Annotated in this window: 13 protein-coding genes and 1 pseudogene; 9 read left to right on the forward strand and 5 right to left on the reverse strand. The window is 63.6% G+C overall.

Annotation, left to right across the window (positions count from 1 at the left end; translation table 11 throughout):
* Nucleotides 1–98: 98 nt before the first annotated feature.
* Nucleotides 99–3,092 carry an Rne/Rng family ribonuclease gene (locus LCM4577_RS21665; RefSeq protein WP_071073374.1) on the reverse strand — a complete coding sequence of 998 codons (2,994 nt, stop codon included), beginning with the start codon at nucleotides 3,090–3,092 and terminating at the stop codon, nucleotides 99–101.
* 92 nt (nucleotides 3,093–3,184) lie between these two features.
* Between LCM4577_RS21665 and LCM4577_RS21670 the strand changes: the two genes are divergently transcribed.
* The 9 genes from LCM4577_RS21670 (at nucleotide 3,185) to LCM4577_RS21710 (ending at nucleotide 12,211) form a co-directional block, all read left to right on the forward strand.
* Nucleotides 3,185–3,454, forward strand: coding sequence for a hypothetical protein (locus tag LCM4577_RS21670; protein WP_040983110.1), 270 nt, complete (start codon nucleotides 3,185–3,187; stop codon nucleotides 3,452–3,454).
* A gap of 283 nt (nucleotides 3,455–3,737) precedes the next feature.
* Complete coding sequence (locus LCM4577_RS21675; protein WP_041006298.1) at nucleotides 3,738–4,991, forward strand: N-acetylmuramoyl-L-alanine amidase; 1,254 nt, start codon at nucleotides 3,738–3,740, stop codon at nucleotides 4,989–4,991.
* Nucleotides 4,992–5,216: 225 nt separating this feature from the next.
* Complete coding sequence (locus LCM4577_RS21680) at nucleotides 5,217–7,673, forward strand: penicillin-binding protein 1A (RefSeq protein ID WP_071073376.1); 2,457 nt, start codon at nucleotides 5,217–5,219, stop codon at nucleotides 7,671–7,673.
* 127 nt (nucleotides 7,674–7,800) lie between these two features.
* A protein-coding gene (prfB, locus tag LCM4577_RS21685; RefSeq protein ID WP_116390145.1) for a peptide chain release factor 2 occupies nucleotides 7,801–8,932 on the forward strand; the annotation gives its coding sequence in 2 pieces (ribosomal slippage) (nucleotides 7,801–7,866 and nucleotides 7,868–8,932; 1,131 coding nt in all).
* A gap of 16 nt (nucleotides 8,933–8,948) precedes the next feature.
* Nucleotides 8,949–9,368, forward strand: coding sequence for a GFA family protein (locus LCM4577_RS21690; protein ID WP_071073378.1), 420 nt, complete (start codon nucleotides 8,949–8,951; stop codon nucleotides 9,366–9,368).
* Between the two features lie 297 nt (nucleotides 9,369–9,665).
* Nucleotides 9,666–10,043, forward strand: coding sequence for a hypothetical protein (locus tag LCM4577_RS21695; protein WP_071073742.1), 378 nt, complete (start codon nucleotides 9,666–9,668; stop codon nucleotides 10,041–10,043).
* Nucleotides 10,044–10,195: 152 nt separating this feature from the next.
* On the forward strand, nucleotides 10,196–10,564 hold the full coding sequence (locus LCM4577_RS21700) for a GFA family protein (protein WP_071036034.1): 369 nt from the start codon (nucleotides 10,196–10,198) through the stop codon (nucleotides 10,562–10,564).
* 136 nt (nucleotides 10,565–10,700) lie between these two features.
* Entirely contained in the window at nucleotides 10,701–11,351 is a 651-nt protein-coding gene (locus tag LCM4577_RS21705) for an OmpA family protein (RefSeq protein ID WP_040983098.1), read from the forward strand.
* Nucleotides 11,352–11,602: 251 nt separating this feature from the next.
* Nucleotides 11,603–12,211 (forward strand): hypothetical protein, encoded by a 609-nt coding sequence (locus tag LCM4577_RS21710; protein WP_071073380.1) that lies wholly within the window; start codon nucleotides 11,603–11,605, stop codon nucleotides 12,209–12,211.
* 79 nt (nucleotides 12,212–12,290) lie between these two features.
* Here the strand turns inward: LCM4577_RS21710 and LCM4577_RS21715 are convergent, their stop codons facing one another.
* From LCM4577_RS21715 to LCM4577_RS21730, 4 genes and pseudogenes are all read right to left on the reverse strand, one after another.
* Nucleotides 12,291–13,844, reverse strand: a complete 1,554-nt coding sequence (locus LCM4577_RS21715) for a DEAD/DEAH box helicase (protein ID WP_040983096.1) — start codon at nucleotides 13,842–13,844, stop codon at nucleotides 12,291–12,293.
* 190 nt (nucleotides 13,845–14,034) lie between these two features.
* The gene (locus LCM4577_RS21720) at nucleotides 14,035–14,808 is read right to left on the reverse strand and encodes an NAD kinase (protein ID WP_071073381.1); all 774 of its coding nucleotides are present in this window, start codon (nucleotides 14,806–14,808) and stop codon (nucleotides 14,035–14,037) included.
* A 427-nt stretch (nucleotides 14,809–15,235) separates the two neighbouring features.
* Nucleotides 15,236–15,385, reverse strand: a pseudogene (locus LCM4577_RS21725) (MBL fold metallo-hydrolase); the annotation flags it as partial.
* A 50-nt stretch (nucleotides 15,386–15,435) separates the two neighbouring features.
* Nucleotides 15,436–16,041 (reverse strand): carbonic anhydrase, encoded by a 606-nt coding sequence (locus tag LCM4577_RS21730; RefSeq protein ID WP_071030189.1) that lies wholly within the window; start codon nucleotides 16,039–16,041, stop codon nucleotides 15,436–15,438.
* Nucleotides 16,042–16,113 lie beyond the last annotated feature (72 nt).

Below are 16,113 nucleotides of genomic sequence, written 5' to 3' on the forward strand. Positions count from 1 at the left end.
AGTTCCAGGAAAAGTGCGCCTGACCGGCGCGAAATGAAAAATCCCGCGCCGATGTGGCGCGGGATTCTTTTAGAAGATCAGTCTAACGGCCTGAAGGCTTAGAAAAAGCCCTTGCGCTGCCACCAGCCGGCGCGCTTCGGCTTGTCCTCGGCCTTGGCCTCGTCAGACACGTTAGAGGACACCACGGGTACAACCGGTGCGTCGATCGACTGTGGCTTGCGCCGCGTCGGATGCGCGTTGGCGGCAGGCTCGGCCTCTGCCGCCGCGGGAGCGGCAGTCGCCGGCTCGGGCTCGACAGCCACGGGCGCGACCTGGGCTTCCGCCACAGGCTCCGGCACCGTCTCGGCCACGGTTTCCTCGGCTGTCTTCTTGGCCCTCGAACGGCGGGGCTTCTTCGGCTTCTCGGCCGCCGCGACCTCGGCGTCGTCATTGGCGGCGGCGGGAGCGGCAGGCTGCTGGGGCGCGGCCGCCACGACCGGCTCGCCGGCAGCATCCTCGCTTTCCGCCACTTCGTCCTCGGTGTCGCCGACGGTCTCGCCGGCAACCGCCTCCGAAGCCTCGTCCTCGCGGCGGTTGCGCTTGCCGCCGCGCTTGCCGCGCCGCCGCTTCTTGGCTGAGCTGTCCTCGGCAACTGCCGCCACGGCTTCGCCGCCGGCGGTCACGTCCTGAGCGGCTTCTTCCGTTGCACCGGTCGCATTGGCGTCAGCTTCGTCAGCCTCCGCCGGCGCGGCCGTGGCATCGCCGGTGTGCTCACGGTCGCGGTCCCTGCCGCCGCGCCGCCGCCGGCGCTTGYGGCGCCTGCGGCCTTCGCCGTCCTCGGAGCGCTGCTGATGCTGGCCCTGCTGCTGCGGGTGGCGCGGTTGTTCGGCCTGCTCCGAAACCTCTTCTTCCTCTTCCTCGACGACGATCTCGTCCTCGGGCTCTTCCGGCTCGACATAGGCTGGGAGGCTGCGCACCTCGACAAAGCCTTCCGGCTTCTCGGCAACGGCGCCGCGGAAGATCGCGTAATGCTGGGTGCCGAGCGTTTCGTCTGCCTCGATCGTGATGGTCAGGCCGAAACGGGCTTCGAGCTCGACCAGGTTGGCGCGCTTGTGGTTGAGCACATAGAGCGCGGTCGCCGACGGTGTGCGCACGATGATGTGGCTGCGCGAATCCTTGAGCAGGAATTCCTCTATCGCCCGCACCACCATCAGCGCCACGGAAGAATCGGAGCGAACATGGCCGGTGCCGCCGCAATGCGGGCAGGGCTTCATGGTCGATTCCAGCACGCTGGCGCGGATGCGCTGGCGCGACATTTCCATCAGGCCGAAATGCGAGATGCGGCCGACCTGGATGCGGGCGCGGTCGTTCTTGAGGTGATCCTTCAGCCGCTTCTCGACGGAGCGGTTGTTGCGGTTCTCCTCCATGTCGATGAAGTCGATGACGATGAGGCCGGCAAGGTCGCGCAACCTCAACTGCCGCGCGACCTCCTCGGCCGCTTCCAGATTGGTGTGGAGCGCGGTCTCCTCGATCGAATGCTCCTTGGTGGAGCGGCCGGAGTTGACGTCGATCGAAACCAGTGCCTCGGTCTGGTTGATGATGATGTAGCCGCCGCTCTTCAGCGTCACCTGCGGCTGCAGCATGCGGTCGAGTTGCGCCTCGATGCCGTTGCGCACGAAGATCGGCGTGGTGTCGCGGTAAGGCTGAACCACTTTGGCATGGCTCGGCATCAGCATGCGCATGAAGTCCTTGGCCTCGCGATAGCCGTCCTCGCCGGAGACCAGGATTTCGTCGATATCCTTGTTGTAGAGGTCGCGCACCGATCGCTTGATCAGGCTGCCTTCCTCATAGACCAGGGCGGGAGCCGACGACTGCAGCGTGAGGTTGCGGACGTTTTCCCAAAGCCGCATCAGATATTCGTAGTCGCGCTTGATCTCGGCCTTGGTGCGGCTTTCGCCGGCGGTGCGCAGGATCACGCCCATGCCCTGCGGCACTTCGAGGTCGGCCACGACCTCCTTCAAGCGCTTACGGTCCTGCGCGTTGGTGATCTTGCGCGAGATGCCGCCGCCTCGCGCCGTGTTCGGCATCAGCACCGAATAGCGGCCGGCAAGCGAGAGGTAGGTGGTGAGCGCCGCGCCCTTGTTGCCGCGCTCTTCCTTGACCACCTGCACCAGAAGGATCTGGCGGCGCTTGATGACTTCCTGGATCTTGTACTGGCGGCGCACCGGCTTGCGGCGGTTGCGGATTTCCTCGAGCGCGTCTTCGGCGCCGACCGATTCGACTTCGTGCTCGTCGGAATGCACGGCCGAGACATCCTCCAGCATGCCGCGATCATTGTCGCTGGCGGCAGCTTCGCCGCTCTGCTCGGAACTCGTCTGCTCGGGCTGATCTGTCTGCGGAACCGCTTCGGAGATCACGTCGGCGTCGACGCTCGCGGCGATCGACGTGGGGCCGCCTTCGGACGGTTTGGCGTCCTCGTCGTCGGCGGCATGGTCGGCCGCTGCGGCGTCGCCGCCGGTCTCGGCAGCGGGCTCTTCAGACGTTTCCGGTTCGGCCTCGGAGACTGTTTCGGAATTTTCAGCCCGGGCATCGGCGGTTTCGGCGCCGGTATCCTCGCTTCCGGTAACCTCGGCAGCGGTGTCGTGGGCCTCTGCGGTTTCAGCCTGGCTTTCGCCGCTTTCCGGGGAAGCCGCGATTTCAGCATCGTGCTTGTGCTCGCCGCGGTCGCGATTGTTGCCGCCGCGACGCCGGTTGCGCCGGCCGCCGCGATCGCGCGCCTGCTGTTCTTCGCCGGCCTCGGCCTCGTCGTCGTCTTCGTCCTCGGCTTCCTGCGCTTCGGCGCGCAGCAGGGCCTGACGGTCGGCGACCGGGATCTGATAGTAGTCGGGGTGAATTTCACTGAAGGCGAGAAAACCGTGACGGTTGCCGCCATACTCGACAAAGGCTGCCTGGAGGGAAGGTTCGACGCGGGTTACGCGGGCGAGGTAGATGTTTCCTTTGAGCTGCTTCTTGTCCTGGGATTCAAAGTCGAATTCTTCGATGCGGTTACCGCGAACGACGACAACGCGTGTTTCCTCCGGGTGGGAGGCGTCTATCAGCATCTTGTTGGGCATTATTTTGTTTCCTGCCGGCAGCCGACAGCCGCAGCTGGCGTGGCAATGCCCGCCGCTGCGCATCTGTATTTCCATGCATGCCGGATAATTGAATGTCCGCTAGCCGCCGCTTCAGCGCGATGGCGGTGCCGCCCGCAGCCATTATGGCGCGGTTCGATGCGGACCTTTCCATGATTGCGCTTGAAGCCATCGGCACCCAGCAGAACCTTTTGAACCAAAGCCCGGGCTGTGCCGGACCAGCTTGTTTGCTCACGAAGAGCCGGCGCGGGGCAAACCCGGCCGTTTTCCTCACGCAAGCGATTCCCCCGCCACGAGGGCACGCCTGCGAAAATCGTCGCGACCACCTGAGCCTGGAAGGATAACGGAGCCGCCTTTGCATCCGACCTTTGGCAGGAAACTGCTGAGGCGAGCGGTTCCAGGATTGCAGTGATCCAACGTCGCTTTTATGATTTGGCGGGATGGAAGGCAACCCCGATTTCGGATGCCGGCAAAAAGCGCTTCCGCTGGGGAAGGTGCCTTTCGTCGCGCCCCATGAAAGGCTTGGTTAACCTTCTCTGAATACCAATCGTTAATCGAGTTGGTGTCCTGACAGGCACTGCCGGAAGGCTGGGCGCGATGCGTCAAACCTGGAGCGACGAATAAGAGATGGGATCGGCGGGCACCGCGGACAAGAGGGGTAGGGCCGCCGGGCGTTTCCTGCGCCTGGCCTCGAGCGCCTTGCTGTTGACCATCCTGTCCTGTTTCGCCTCCGCGTACGCGGATACCCTGCTTGGCGCGACCGGCTACAAGATGGCCGGCGACGCCACAAAGATGCGCATCGTCGTGAATTTCGACCGCGAGCCGGACGTCAAATGGTTCCTGCTGCGCGGCCCCAATCGTCTGGTCATCGACCTGCCGCGCACGCGATTCGCCCTTGACGCCAAGGATGTTAAGCCGCGCGGCCTTGTGCGCGCTGTCCGCTACGGCGATCAGGGGCATGGTTCGCGCCTGATCCTCACCGGCAAGGGACCTTTCGCCGTCGACAAGCTCGACGTGCTCAAAAATGACGATGGCGGCGGCTACCGCGTCGCCATCGACATGTCGGCCGCTTCCGAGCGGGAATTCGACGAGGCGCTGGCCAACCAGTCGCTGACGACGGGTTCGACCGTTTCGACCGAAAAGGGCGAGCGGGTCGGCACCGGACCGGTTTCGGCGCCCGGCCATCGCTTCACGGTGGTCATCGATCCGGGCCATGGCGGCGTCGACGGCGGCGCCGAAAGCTCCGCCGGCACGGTCGAGAAGGACGTCACGCTCGCCTTCGCCAAGGAACTGCGCGACAAGCTGGCCGCGGCCGGCAAATACGATGTCTACATGACGCGCGACAACGACGTGTACCTGGCGCTGGACGAACGCGTGCGCATCGCGCGCCAGCACGAGGCCGATCTCTTGATCTCCATCCACGCCGACACGATCGCCGTCAAAGGGCTTCGCGGCGCCACGGTCTACACGCTCTCGGACAAGGCCTCCGATCCGGAGGCCCAGGCGCTTGCCGATCGCGAGAACCTCTCCGACCAGTTCGCCGGGATGAAGATCGAGGACGACAACAAGGAAGTCACCGACATCCTGATCGACCTGATCCGCCGCGAGACCCACAGTTTCTCGATGAGCTTCGCCCACACGCTCGTCGGTCAACTGTCGACCAACGTCGGCCTCATCAACAATCCGCAGCGTTCGGCTGGCTTCAGGGTGCTCAAGGCTCCCGACGTGCCGTCGGTCCTGGTCGAGCTCGGTTATCTTTCCAACGTCAAGGACGAGGCGCAACTGCTTAATGCCGATTGGCGCGGCAAGGCGGCGCAAAGCATAACCAACGCGGTCGCCTTGTTTGCCGCGGCCAAGGCCGGGACCGCGACGGGCGGCTGACCCGCCGCACCCACAACCGCCGGACGACTACAACCACAAGCAGCGTTGCATGAGGACAACACCCGGCGTTATTATTCGGGAACCGAGTCCTCAAATTTCGCGCTGCCGTATTTTGTCCACATGGTCGCGACATGGGTTTTTGATTGCGGATTGGGACCGCCCCGGGAAGCTTGCGCGACTGTCGGCTTCGTTTAGGAAATTCCCGAACCTCGGACTGGAGCGGGCATGATTCGTCTCATCGGCTATTTCTTTGGCATCGGCACGACGCTGGCGCTGCTGGTGGCGGGCGGCCTTGCCATCTATATCAGCCATCTGACGAAGGACCTGCCCGACTACGAGGTTTTGGCCAAATACGAACCGCCAGTGACGACGCGCATTCACGCCTCCGACGGTTCGCTGATGGCCGAGTATGCGCGCGAACGACGTCTCTATCTGCCGATCCAGGCCATCCCGGACCGCGTCAAGGCCGCCTTCATGTCGGCCGAGGACAAGAATTTCTACAACCATCCCGGCATCGACATCACCGGCCTCGGCCGCGCGATTGTCGTCAACTTGCAGAACTTCGGCTCGGGCCGGCGCCAGGTCGGCGCCTCGACGATCACCCAGCAGGTGGCGAAGAACTTCCTGCTGACCTCCGACCAGACCTATGAGCGCAAGATCAAGGAAATGATCCTGGCCTTCCGCATCGAGCAGGCTTATTCGAAGGACCGCATCCTCGAGCTCTATCTGAATGAAATCTTTTTCGGCTTTGGCGCCTACGGCGTTGCAGGCGCCGCGCTGACCTATTTCGACAAGTCGGTCAACGAGCTCACCGTTGCCGAGGCCGCCTATCTGGCCTCGCTGCCGAAAGGCCCGAACAACTACCATCCCTTCAAGCATGCCGACCGCGCGCTGGAGCGCCGCAACTGGGTCATCGACCAGATGGTCGCGAATGGTTACGTCACCCATGACGAAGGCGAAAAGGCGAAGGCCGAACCGCTCGGCGTGACGCCGCGCCGCAACGGCTCCTATCTGTTTGCCGGCGAGTACTTCACCGAGGAAGTCCGCCGCCAGATCATCGCGCGCTATGGCGAGAACGCGCTTTACGAGGGCGGCCTGTCGGTGCGCACCACGCTCGACCCGAAGATCCAGCTCATTGCGCGCAAGGCGATGCAGAACGGCCTGCTCAAATACGACATGCTGCGCGGTTATCGCGGACCGGTGAAGCACATCGATATCTCCGGCGACTGGGGCGTCCCGCTCGGCAATGTCAAGGGCCTCGAAGACGTGCCGGAATGGACGCTTGCCGTGGTGCTCGACAGTTCGGCGAGTGGTCTCACCATCGGCCTTCAGCCGGCGCGACAGGTTTCCGGCGACCTCGTCAAGGAACGTGTCCAGGGGACCGTCAGCAAGGAAGACATGGGCTTCGCCATGCGCCACTTCGTCAACGGCAAGTCCGTCAGGGCGAAGTCCCCGGCGGAGGTGCTGGAGCCCGGCGACGTGATCTTCGTGCAGAAGAACGAAGGCTCCGACAACACCTACATGCTGCGCCAGGTGCCGGAGGTCGAGGGCGGCCTCGTCGCCATGGATCCRCATACCGGCCGCGTGCTCGCAATGGTCGGCGGCTTCTCCTATGCGCAATCCGAGTTCAACCGCGCGACCCAGGCGATGCGCCAGCCCGGCTCCTCGTTCAAGCCGATCGTCTATTCGGCGGCGCTCGACAATGGCTACACGCCGGCATCCGTCATCATGGACGGTCCGATCACCATCCAGAGCGGCAACACCACCTGGACGCCGAAGAACTATGACGGCACGGTCGCTGGCCCGGCCACCTTGCGCTCCGGCATCGAGAAGTCGCGCAACCTAATGACGGTGCGGCTTGCCAACGACATGGGCATGAAACTGGTCGTGGAATATGCCGAGCGCTTTGGCGTCTACGATCATCTGGCGCCCTACCTGCCGATGGCGCTGGGCTCTGGCGAGACGACCGTCATGCGCATGGTTTCGGCCTATTCGATCATGGCCAACGGCGGCAAATCGATCAAGCCCTCGCTTATCGACCGCATCCAGGACCGCTACGGCAAGACGGTGTTCAAGCAGGATGAGCGCGGGTGCGAAGGCTGCAACGCCACCGAATGGAAGAACCAGTCCGAGCCGGAACTGGTCGACAATTCCGAGCAGGTGCTCGACCCGATGACCGCCTACCAGATCACCTCGATGATGGAAGGCGTGGTGCAGCGCGGCACTGGCGCCACCATCGGCGAGCTCGGCCGGCACATCGCCGGCAAGACCGGCACGACCAATGACGAGAAGGASGCCTGGTTCATCGGCTATACGCCCAACCTCGTCGTCGGCCTCTATATGGGCTACGACACGCCGCGCGGCCTCGGCCATGGCGCCACGGGCGGCGGTCTCGCGGCGCCGATCTTCAAGGACTTCATGCGCGTGGCGCTCGACGGCAAGCCGAACACCGACTTCCAGGTCCCCGACGGCATGAAGCTGATCGCCATCAACCGCAAGACCGGCATGCGCGCCGCCGAAGGCGATCCCAACACCATCGTCGAGGCGTTCAAGCCCGGCACCGGCCCCGCCGACAGCTATTGGGTGATCGGCATGGGCGCCGATGGCTCGAACGGCTCGGGCGGGGCGTTGTCGCCCCAGGCCAACCAGGCCATCCAGGACGGCGGCGGCGGCCTCTACTGACCTCCTGCATTCTATAGCGGGCCGGCGAGAAACCGCCGGCCCATTTCGCTTTACAGGCCGCGACGGCGTGCCTATGTATCGCGCCTATTCCGAAAAGACCGAAAAGAACAGGACCGAACGAAAAGCCATGCGCGCGGAAACGCTCAACATTGTCGACGAGATCAGGCAGGCGATAACCCTGCTGAGGAGGCATCTTTGACTGGGATCAGGCTGTAAAGCGGCTTGAGTACCTGAATTCGCGCGCCGAGGATTCCAGCCTCTGGAATGATCCGATCGAAGCGCAGAAGCTGATGCGGGAGCGCCAGGAGCTCGAGGACGGCATCGCCGCCGTCAAGGGACTGACCCAGGCGCTGGAAGACAATATCGGGCTGATCGAGCTCGGCGAGGAAGAGGGCGACGAGGGCATTATCGCGGAAGCGGAGGCGGCGCTGCGTTCGATGCAGGGCGAGGCGAAGGCCCGCCAGGTCGAGACGCTGCTCTCCGGTGAAGCCGACGCCAACGACACCTATCTGGAAATCCATGCCGGCGCCGGCGGCACCGAAAGCCAGGACTGGGCCTCCATGCTTCTGCGCATGTACACGCGCTGGGCCGAGCGCCGCCGCTTCAAGGTCGAGGTGCTCGAAGTCCACGATGGCGAAGAGGCGGGCATCAAGTCCGCGACCGTGCTGATCAAGGGCCACAACGCCTATGGCTGGCTGAAGACCGAGTCCGGCGTCCACCGCCTGGTGCGCATCTCGCCGTACGACAGCAACGCGCGGCGCCACACGTCCTTCGCCAGCGTCTGGGTCTATCCGGTCATCGACGACTCGATAGAGATCAATGTTTCCGAAGCCGACGTGCGCATCGACACCTATCGTTCCTCGGGTTCGGGCGGCCAGCACGTCAACACCACCGACTCGGCGGTGCGCATCACCCATCTGGCGACCGGCATCGCGGTCGCCTGCCAGGCTGAGCGCTCGCAGCACAAGAACCGCGCCAAGGCCTGGGAAATGCTGCGCTCGCGCCTCTACGAGGAAGAGCTGAAGAAGCGCGAGGCGGTCGCCAATGCCACGGAGGCGTCGAAGAGCGACATCGGTTGGGGCCACCAGATCCGCTCCTACGTGCTGCAGCCGTACCAGCTCGTGAAGGATCTGCGCACGGGCGTCGAAAGCACATCGCCGTCGAGCGTGCTCGATGGCGACCTCGACGAGTTCATGGAAGCCTCGCTTTCGCATCGCATCGAGGGCGGCGCAGGCGAAGCGGTGGCGGACTTGGATTAGGATCCCCCAGCGCTGCATGACGGAGGAGCCGGTGACGCGCAAACTTGCCGGGAAGTGCTTCTGCGGCGCCGTCCACTACGAGGTGGCGGACGAATTCGTTTACGCCGCCAACTGCCACTGCTCCAACTGCCGGCGCACGACCGGATCGGCGTTCAAACCCTTCGCCGGCATCGAGCGCGGCAAGTTCCGTCTCACCGCCGGCGACGACAGGCTGCTGATCTTCGGCGACGAGAGCGGTCATGACGCGCATTGCGGCCGCTGCGGCTCGCTCGTCTATTCATTGGTGCGTGATGGCGCCTATGTCCATGTCGCCATGGGGACATTGACGGACGATCCAGGCATTCGCCCGAGCGCACATATCTTCGTCGGTTCAAAGGCGCCGTGGTTCACGATTACAGACGATCTGCCGCAATATCGTGAACATGTCGACGGCTGAACGCCGGAACTTCCGTCAGCCGAACTTCGTTCTTAGGCACCCTGGGCGCAGGCCTGTCGTTTGGTTCTGCCAGCCAAGTCTGCGCATCTTTCCGTCGCCGAGGCTTGAAGCCCAGCGCGCCGCGATGGCGCGCCCCACTTCTTGCGCTGGCTATGGAATCAGCTCAGCATTCGGGCTGGGGGATAGAAGCATTTATGGCCGGGCGCGGCATAACTGCGACTGACGATCCGGCCGCTGGGAAGACACGTTCCAAGAACGGGCAAGCGAAAACGCTTGATGCTCGAAAGGAACGTTTCGATGTCTGCTGCCATATCAAGATCGGCCCAAGCCGTTCGACCGGCCGGCCGACTTTTGTTCTCCCTGTTCGCTGTTGGAGCCATCGCAGTGCTGGCGCCGCCGGCCATCGCGCACGACGYCCAACCCACGGCCGCCATGCCACAAGGCTGGAAATACCCCTTTGCCTGCTGTGCCAACTTCGATTGCAAGGAGGTGCCGCAGTCGTCCATCAGCGAGCGGCCCGAAGGCTATGTCATAAAGGGCACGGGTGAGGTGGTGGCCTATAGCGACAAGCGGATCAAGAATTCGCCCGACGGCGAATACCACTGGTGCGCGCATCAGGCCGGGCTCGACGCCGGCAAGACCATCTGCCTGTTCGTGCCGCCGCCCTCCTACTGAACTTCGCGAGCCAAACGCGAGGCGCAGGAGAGTCTCGATCGCGCCGGCATATTTGCCGAAGCTGCTGACAGGCAGTTGTCAGGACCGCTTCTTTATGTTGCCCTTCCGCCAGGGGAATCCGGCGTGGCGGTGGACAACGGAGAGGTGAGTTCATGACGATCAAGGGAAGCTGCCACTGCAAGGCGACGACCTTCGAGGTCGCCGAGGCGCCGCAGACGGTGACGCAATGCACATGCTCGTTCTGCTCGAAGCGCGGGTCGCTATGGGCCTATTATGTGCCGTCGCAATTCAAGCTCACAAGCCCGCCGGAGAACGTCTCCTTCTATCGCTGGGGCTCCAAGACCGTGAAGCACGGTTTCTGCGCCATTTGCGGTTGCGGCACCTTCACCGAAACGCCTGACTGGTCGACCGGGAAGCCGGATTTCGACAATCCGAAAATCAGCGTCAATTCGCGCCTGTTCGACGATTTCGACCTGGACAAGGTCGAGGTGGTGGTGATCGACGGCAAGAATTTGTGGTAGAGGCGAAATGGGAACGGCCACCGGGCTTTGCGGCCGCATTCCCGTTCCGTTTTTCGCCGCATTTCATGCTACAAGGCTGCGGAAGGGCTGATTTGGCGTGGCCGCAAGGGCCGCGAATTGGAGAGGGACCAATCTTATGAAAAAGACCGTGCTCGTCGTCGTGGCGACGGCTGTGCTGGTGAGTGCCTGCACCACCACCGATCCGTACACCGGCGACCAGAAGATTTCCAACACGGCGGCCGGTGCCGGCCTTGGCGCGCTGGCAGGCGCCAGCCTTGGCCTGCTCGCCGGCGGCAATGACCGCCGCAACGCCTTGATCGGCGCCGGCATCGGCGCTCTCGCCGGCGGCGCGATCGGCGCGACCATGGACCAGAACGAGGCCGAGCTTCGACGCCAACTGCAGGGCACCGGCGTCAGCGTCACCCGCAGCGGCGACCAGATCATCCTCAACATGCCGTCCGATATCACCTTCAATGTCGACCAGGACGCGGTGAAGCCGGGCTTCTATCCGGTGCTGAATTCGGTCGCGCTGGTGCTCAAGAAGTTCCGCCAGACCACGGTGGACGTGTTCGGCCACACCGATTCGACCGGCGGCGACCAGCACAATTTCGATCTGTCGCAGCGGCGCGCGCTTGCCGTCGCCAATTATCTTGCCGGCCAGGGTGTCGATCAGCGCCGCTTCGCCGTCACCGGATTCGGCAAGACGCGGCCGATCGCATCCAACGCGACGGCCCAGGGCCGCGAGCAGAACCGGCGCGTCGAGATCCAGCTGTCGCCGCTCACCTGAGCACACCGCGCAAAGCAGCGAAGCGCCACCAAACCAGAACGGCCCCACGTGGGCCGTTTTTTATTGGGGCGGTCTGAAGATAGGTCGAAGGGCTTAGGACATTAGCTTCTGCTAAATGATACTTTTCCAGACCCTGGAAAAAGATTACCATTCCACTGTTCCAGAGGGGATGGGGTGGTCAATCGGCCGCGCAATCAACATCTGCCGCCCCGGTCTTGCACGGCCAGATCAAGGGAATCTGGGAGGAATGCATGACAAGAACAGCTCGCCTCGGGCGCTGCGGCGTCCTCGTTTTGACTGGCCTTTTAGGCGCATGGCTCGGAGCCACCACGGCTCGGGCCGAGGACGCCAACAAGGCCGATATCGAAGCCCTGAAGAAATCCCTGGCCAAATATGAGGATTACACCGCCGCCGTCCGCGATCTCTATTTGTCGACCGTCGGCTGCGTCCACTACGCTGGCGAGAAGATAGCCGGCGCGATGTACTATCCGAAGGGTGCCATGGGCATCCATTTCGTCAACGTGCCGAGTATCGGCAAGCCGCTCGACCCGATGAAGCCTAACGTCCTGATCTACGAGCCGACGAAGAAGGGTTTGAAGCTGGTCGGCGTGGAATGGCTGGTGCCGCTGACCCCGGACGTGAAGGAGGTTCCGACGCTGTTCGGCCAGAAATTCATGGGGCCGATGGAGGGGCATTATCCGCTCATTCCAAGGGAATTCGTCCACTACGACCTGCATGCCTGGCTGTTCAGGGACAATCCGAACGGCATGTTCACCCCGACCAACCCGAAGGTGACGTGCAACAAGGCCGATTTCCCGATGCTGGAGAAGCCTACCAAGATGATGCCGGGACCGATGTAGGGCAGGGCGGGCAAGACAGCTTAAAAGGAAACGGCCCCGGACGGGGCCGTTTTCATTTCTGCCTGGACTGGCGGAAGCTTCAGACCTTCGCGACGATCCGCATGAAGGCCGGCACGTCGTCGCCAAAGCCGACGGTCGCGTCGTCTTCCTCCTGACGGTGGCGGCCGGGGCGGTCGCGCTGCGGCCGGGCATCGCCGCGCTGCTCGTGACGATTGCCGGAGCCCTTGCGCTCGTTCTCGGAACGGATCGCATCTTTGCGGGCGCGGCGTTCGGCAATATCGGCCACTTCGGCGACAGGCTGCTCGTCGCGCGCGGCCTCGGGTGTCTCGTCGCGCTTGGCGTGACGGTCCTTCTTGCGCTCGCCGCGTTCTTTGCGATCGTCCTTGCGGTCCTCGTCCTTGCGGCCGGCCCGGCGCGGCGCGCCGCGGCCACGGCGCGGCGCATCCTCGCCCTCGCTTTCGGTCACGGTCGACAGGTCGCCGTCATGCCATTCGATCTTGGTGCCGATCAGCCTCTCGATGGCGTCGACATATTTGGTGTCGGCGCGCGTGGCGATGGTGAAGGACTTGCCCGCGCGTCCGGCGCGGCCGGTGCGGCCGATGCGGTGGACATAGTCCTCGGCATGAATCGGCACGTCGTAGTTGAAGACGTGGCTGACATCGGGGATGTCGAGGCCACGCGCGGCGACGTCGGAGGCGACGAGATAGCGCAGCTTGCCGTCGCGGAAATTGTTGAGCATCTGCATGCGCGCGCGCTGGTCCATGTCGCCATGCAGGGCGCCGGCATCGAAATCATGCTTCAGCAGCGAGCGGAACAGTTCCGACACCTCGACCTTGCGGTTGCAGAAGATGATGGCGTTCTTCAGGTCGGCGTCTTCGGCCTTGATCAGATTGCGCAGCGTCTCGCGCTTTTCCCATGGCTTCGTGCCGGACTTCACCAGGCGCTGCGTGATGCTGGTCGCGGTGGACGCAGCCTTCGAGACCTCGACGCGCACCGGCGCATGCAGGAATTTCTCGGTGAGCTTGGTGATCTCCGGGGGCATCGTCGCCGAGAAGAACAGCGTCTGGCGCGTGAACGGGATCATCTCGCAAATGCGCTCGATGTCGGGAATGAAACCCATGTCGAGCATGCGGTCGGCCTCGTCGATGACGAGGATCTCCACGCCGTTGAGCAGAAGCTTGCCGCGCTCGCGATGGTCGAGCAGGCGGCCGGGCGTCGCGATCAGCACGTCGGCGCCGCGCTCGAGCTTCTTGTCCTGTTCGTCGAACGAGACGCCGCCGATCAGAAGCGCGATGTTGAGCTTGTGGTTCTTGCCGTATTTGATGAAGTTTTCCTCAACCTGAGCCGCCAGCTCGCGCGTCGGCTCGAGGATCAGCGTGCGGGGCATGCGGGCTCGCGCCCGGCCCTTTTCCAGCCGCGTCAGCATCGGCAGCACGAAGGAAGCGGTCTTGCCGGTTCCGGTCTGGGCGATGCCCAGCACGTCCTTGCCGAGCAACGCATGCGGGATGGCGCCGGCCTGGATCGGAGTCGGCTTGGTGTAGCCGGCATCTGAGACTGCGGAGAGGACTTTCGGCGACAGGCCGAGGTCCGAAAAGGTCAACGCTTCTTGAGCGGTCGTGGTGTCTGAGGACAAGTGTTTGATGTCTTTGGCTGGTTCGGGAAATCGCAACGCGCGCTGCGGCAGGCGCCGCGCACCTGCAAGATTGCGGTTGCAGTTAGGCGCAAGTCCGCGATTTGTCAACAGAAACAGCCGGGAATCGCGGTGATTGTGAAGACGTAACCTTAATCGCGATGCTTAATCGAAACAATCTCGTTTCGCCGGCTCAGTAGCGGAACTGCTCTGCAAGGATACGTTCGTTCCAGGAATGGTTCGGATCGAACAGTAAAGTTGCAGTCGCTGTCGGCGATTCCCGCACGGTGACGGAGGCCACCGCCTTGACCTCGGTATGGTCGGCGGCGGCGTTCACCGGGCGCTTTTCGGCTTCCAGGATGTCGAAGCGCACCGTCGCCTTGTTGGAGAGCAGCGCGCCCCGCCAGCGGCGCGGCCGGAATGGGCTGACCGGCGTCAGCGCCAGCAGCGGCGCGTCGAGCGGCAGGATCGGCCCGTGCGCCGACAGATTGTAGGCGGTTGAGCCGGCGGGCGTCGCGATCATCACGCCGTCGCAGTTCAGCTCCTCCAGCCGCACCTGGCCGTCGACAGTGATGCGGATCTTCGCGGTCTGGTAGGACTGGCGCCACAGCGCCACCTCGTTGATGGCCGGCGCCGAAACGGATTCGCCGTCATGCGTCACGGCGACCATTTCCAGCGGCCTGATCGTCTCGGAGGCCGCGTTGGCGATGCGCTCCTCGAGCCCGCCGGCGCGATATTCGTTCATCAGGAAGCCAATGGTGCCACGGTTCATGCCGTAGACCTTCTTGCCCGTGCTCATCGTCTCGCGCAGCGTCTGCAAAAGAAAACCGTCGCCGCCGAGCGCAATGATGATCTCGGCCTCCGCGACGGGCACCTGCCCATAGCGCGCCGACAGGCTTTCCCGCGCGGCGCGGGCGTCATCAGTGTCGGAAGAGACGAAGGCGAAACGACTGGCGGCTTTGCTCATGGCTCCCGGAGGGCGACCGTCTGCAGGGCCGCGCCGGGGACGGCGTAGCATGCGCCGCCCGTATCTGTGAAGGGTGCTGGGCGGCCGGCGGTCCACCCGACAATCGCGCTTCGTGACAGGCGCGACATGAATGTGATGGCCGCAATGGTTAAGACGAGGCTTAAACACTCGTAAAGCCGGATCGATCATGTTAGCCGACAGTGGATGGGTTAGCGGGGGCTGGCCAGTCGAGAGACCTGTCTATTGCCGGTAACGCGTCTGATCATAGTCTTCCTGATGATGGGAAGTTTCGCGCTGATGTTCGCCGAACTCGTGCGTCATTCGGAAGAGATGAGCCAGCGGCCGCAGCCGACGGCTTCCCGTTGCGGGGACGCCACGGGAACACCTTGCCCGCAAAGGGCGCTGTAGGCCTAACTTTTCCGCTCGCTCAACCACCTTGCAGGTGACAGCCCGGCTTGTGCCTGCCCGCGACATATTCGTCGATGAGTTGCCGGTAGCGCACCTCGCCGAAGCTTGGAAAGTGGCCGCCATGCACGACCGAGACCTCGAGGTCGCGCATGGCTAGCAGCGTCCCGACGACTATCCGTGCAGGCCAATCGCGCCGGGATCGGCCAAGAAACTTGCGGTTCAGCCTTTAGGATTCAGCGGAGGCACGCTGCATTTAAGGTCCGAGATCAATCCATCGGTCAATCCGTAGACCCAGCCGTGAATCCGCACGCGCTTGCCGCGCTTCCAAGCCCACTGCACGATGGGCGTGCGCTCAAGCCGCGCAACCTGGTTGCGCGTGCTCATCTCGCAAACGACCTTCAGGCGTGACGTCAGGTCGGGGACGCGGTCGAGTTCGTCCTTGTTCTGCTCGGCAACATCGCGAATGGGCTGCAGCCAATGGTCGATGATGCCGTGCCGTTCTCCGTCCAGCGCGGCCCGGATGCCGCCGCAACCATAATGGCCGCAGACGATGACGTGTGACACCTCCAGCACGTCGATCGCGTACTCGAGCACCGACAGCAGGTTCAGGTCGCTTGGATGAACAAGGTTCGCCACATTGCGGTGGACGAAGACCTCTCCCGGTTCCAGACCCGTGATCGTGTTGGCCGGCACCCTGCTGTCCGAACAGCCGATCCAGAGGTATTGCGGTCGCTGAAGGTTGGAGAGCCGTTCGAAATAGTGGGGGTCTTCGCGGCGGCGTTCCTCCGACCAGGCCCGGTTTTTCTCAAACAGGTCATTCAGCACGTCATCACCTCGACTCCAGAGCGGCTTTCGCCGCTAGTGCGCATTGCCTACGCTGCTCGCGTCGGAAGAGCC

The sequence above is a fragment of the Mesorhizobium sp. LCM 4577 genome, from assembly GCF_001854795.2.
In the GTDB taxonomy this organism is placed as follows: Bacteria; Pseudomonadota; Alphaproteobacteria; order Rhizobiales; family Rhizobiaceae; genus Mesorhizobium; species Mesorhizobium plurifarium.

What these genes read in the sequence shown, in the direction of transcription:
- LCM4577_RS21710 (WP_071073380.1), top strand. Translation starts at nt 11,603, where the DNA reads ATGACAAGAACAGCTCGCCTCGGGCGCTGCGGCGTCCTCGTTTTGACT.
- LCM4577_RS21675 (WP_041006298.1), top strand. Translation starts at nt 3,738, where the DNA reads ATGGGATCGGCGGGCACCGCGGACAAGAGGGGTAGGGCCGCCGGGCGT.
- LCM4577_RS21705 (WP_040983098.1), top strand. Translation starts at nt 10,701, where the DNA reads ATGAAAAAGACCGTGCTCGTCGTCGTGGCGACGGCTGTGCTGGTGAGT.
- LCM4577_RS21690 (WP_071073378.1), top strand. Translation starts at nt 8,949, where the DNA reads ATGACGGAGGAGCCGGTGACGCGCAAACTTGCCGGGAAGTGCTTCTGC.
- LCM4577_RS21700 (WP_071036034.1), top strand. Translation starts at nt 10,196, where the DNA reads ATGACGATCAAGGGAAGCTGCCACTGCAAGGCGACGACCTTCGAGGTC.
- LCM4577_RS21720 (WP_071073381.1), bottom strand. Translation starts at nt 14,808, where the DNA reads ATGAGCAAAGCCGCCAGTCGTTTCGCCTTCGTCTCTTCCGACACTGAT.
- LCM4577_RS21670 (WP_040983110.1), top strand. Translation starts at nt 3,185, where the DNA reads ATGTCCGCTAGCCGCCGCTTCAGCGCGATGGCGGTGCCGCCCGCAGCC.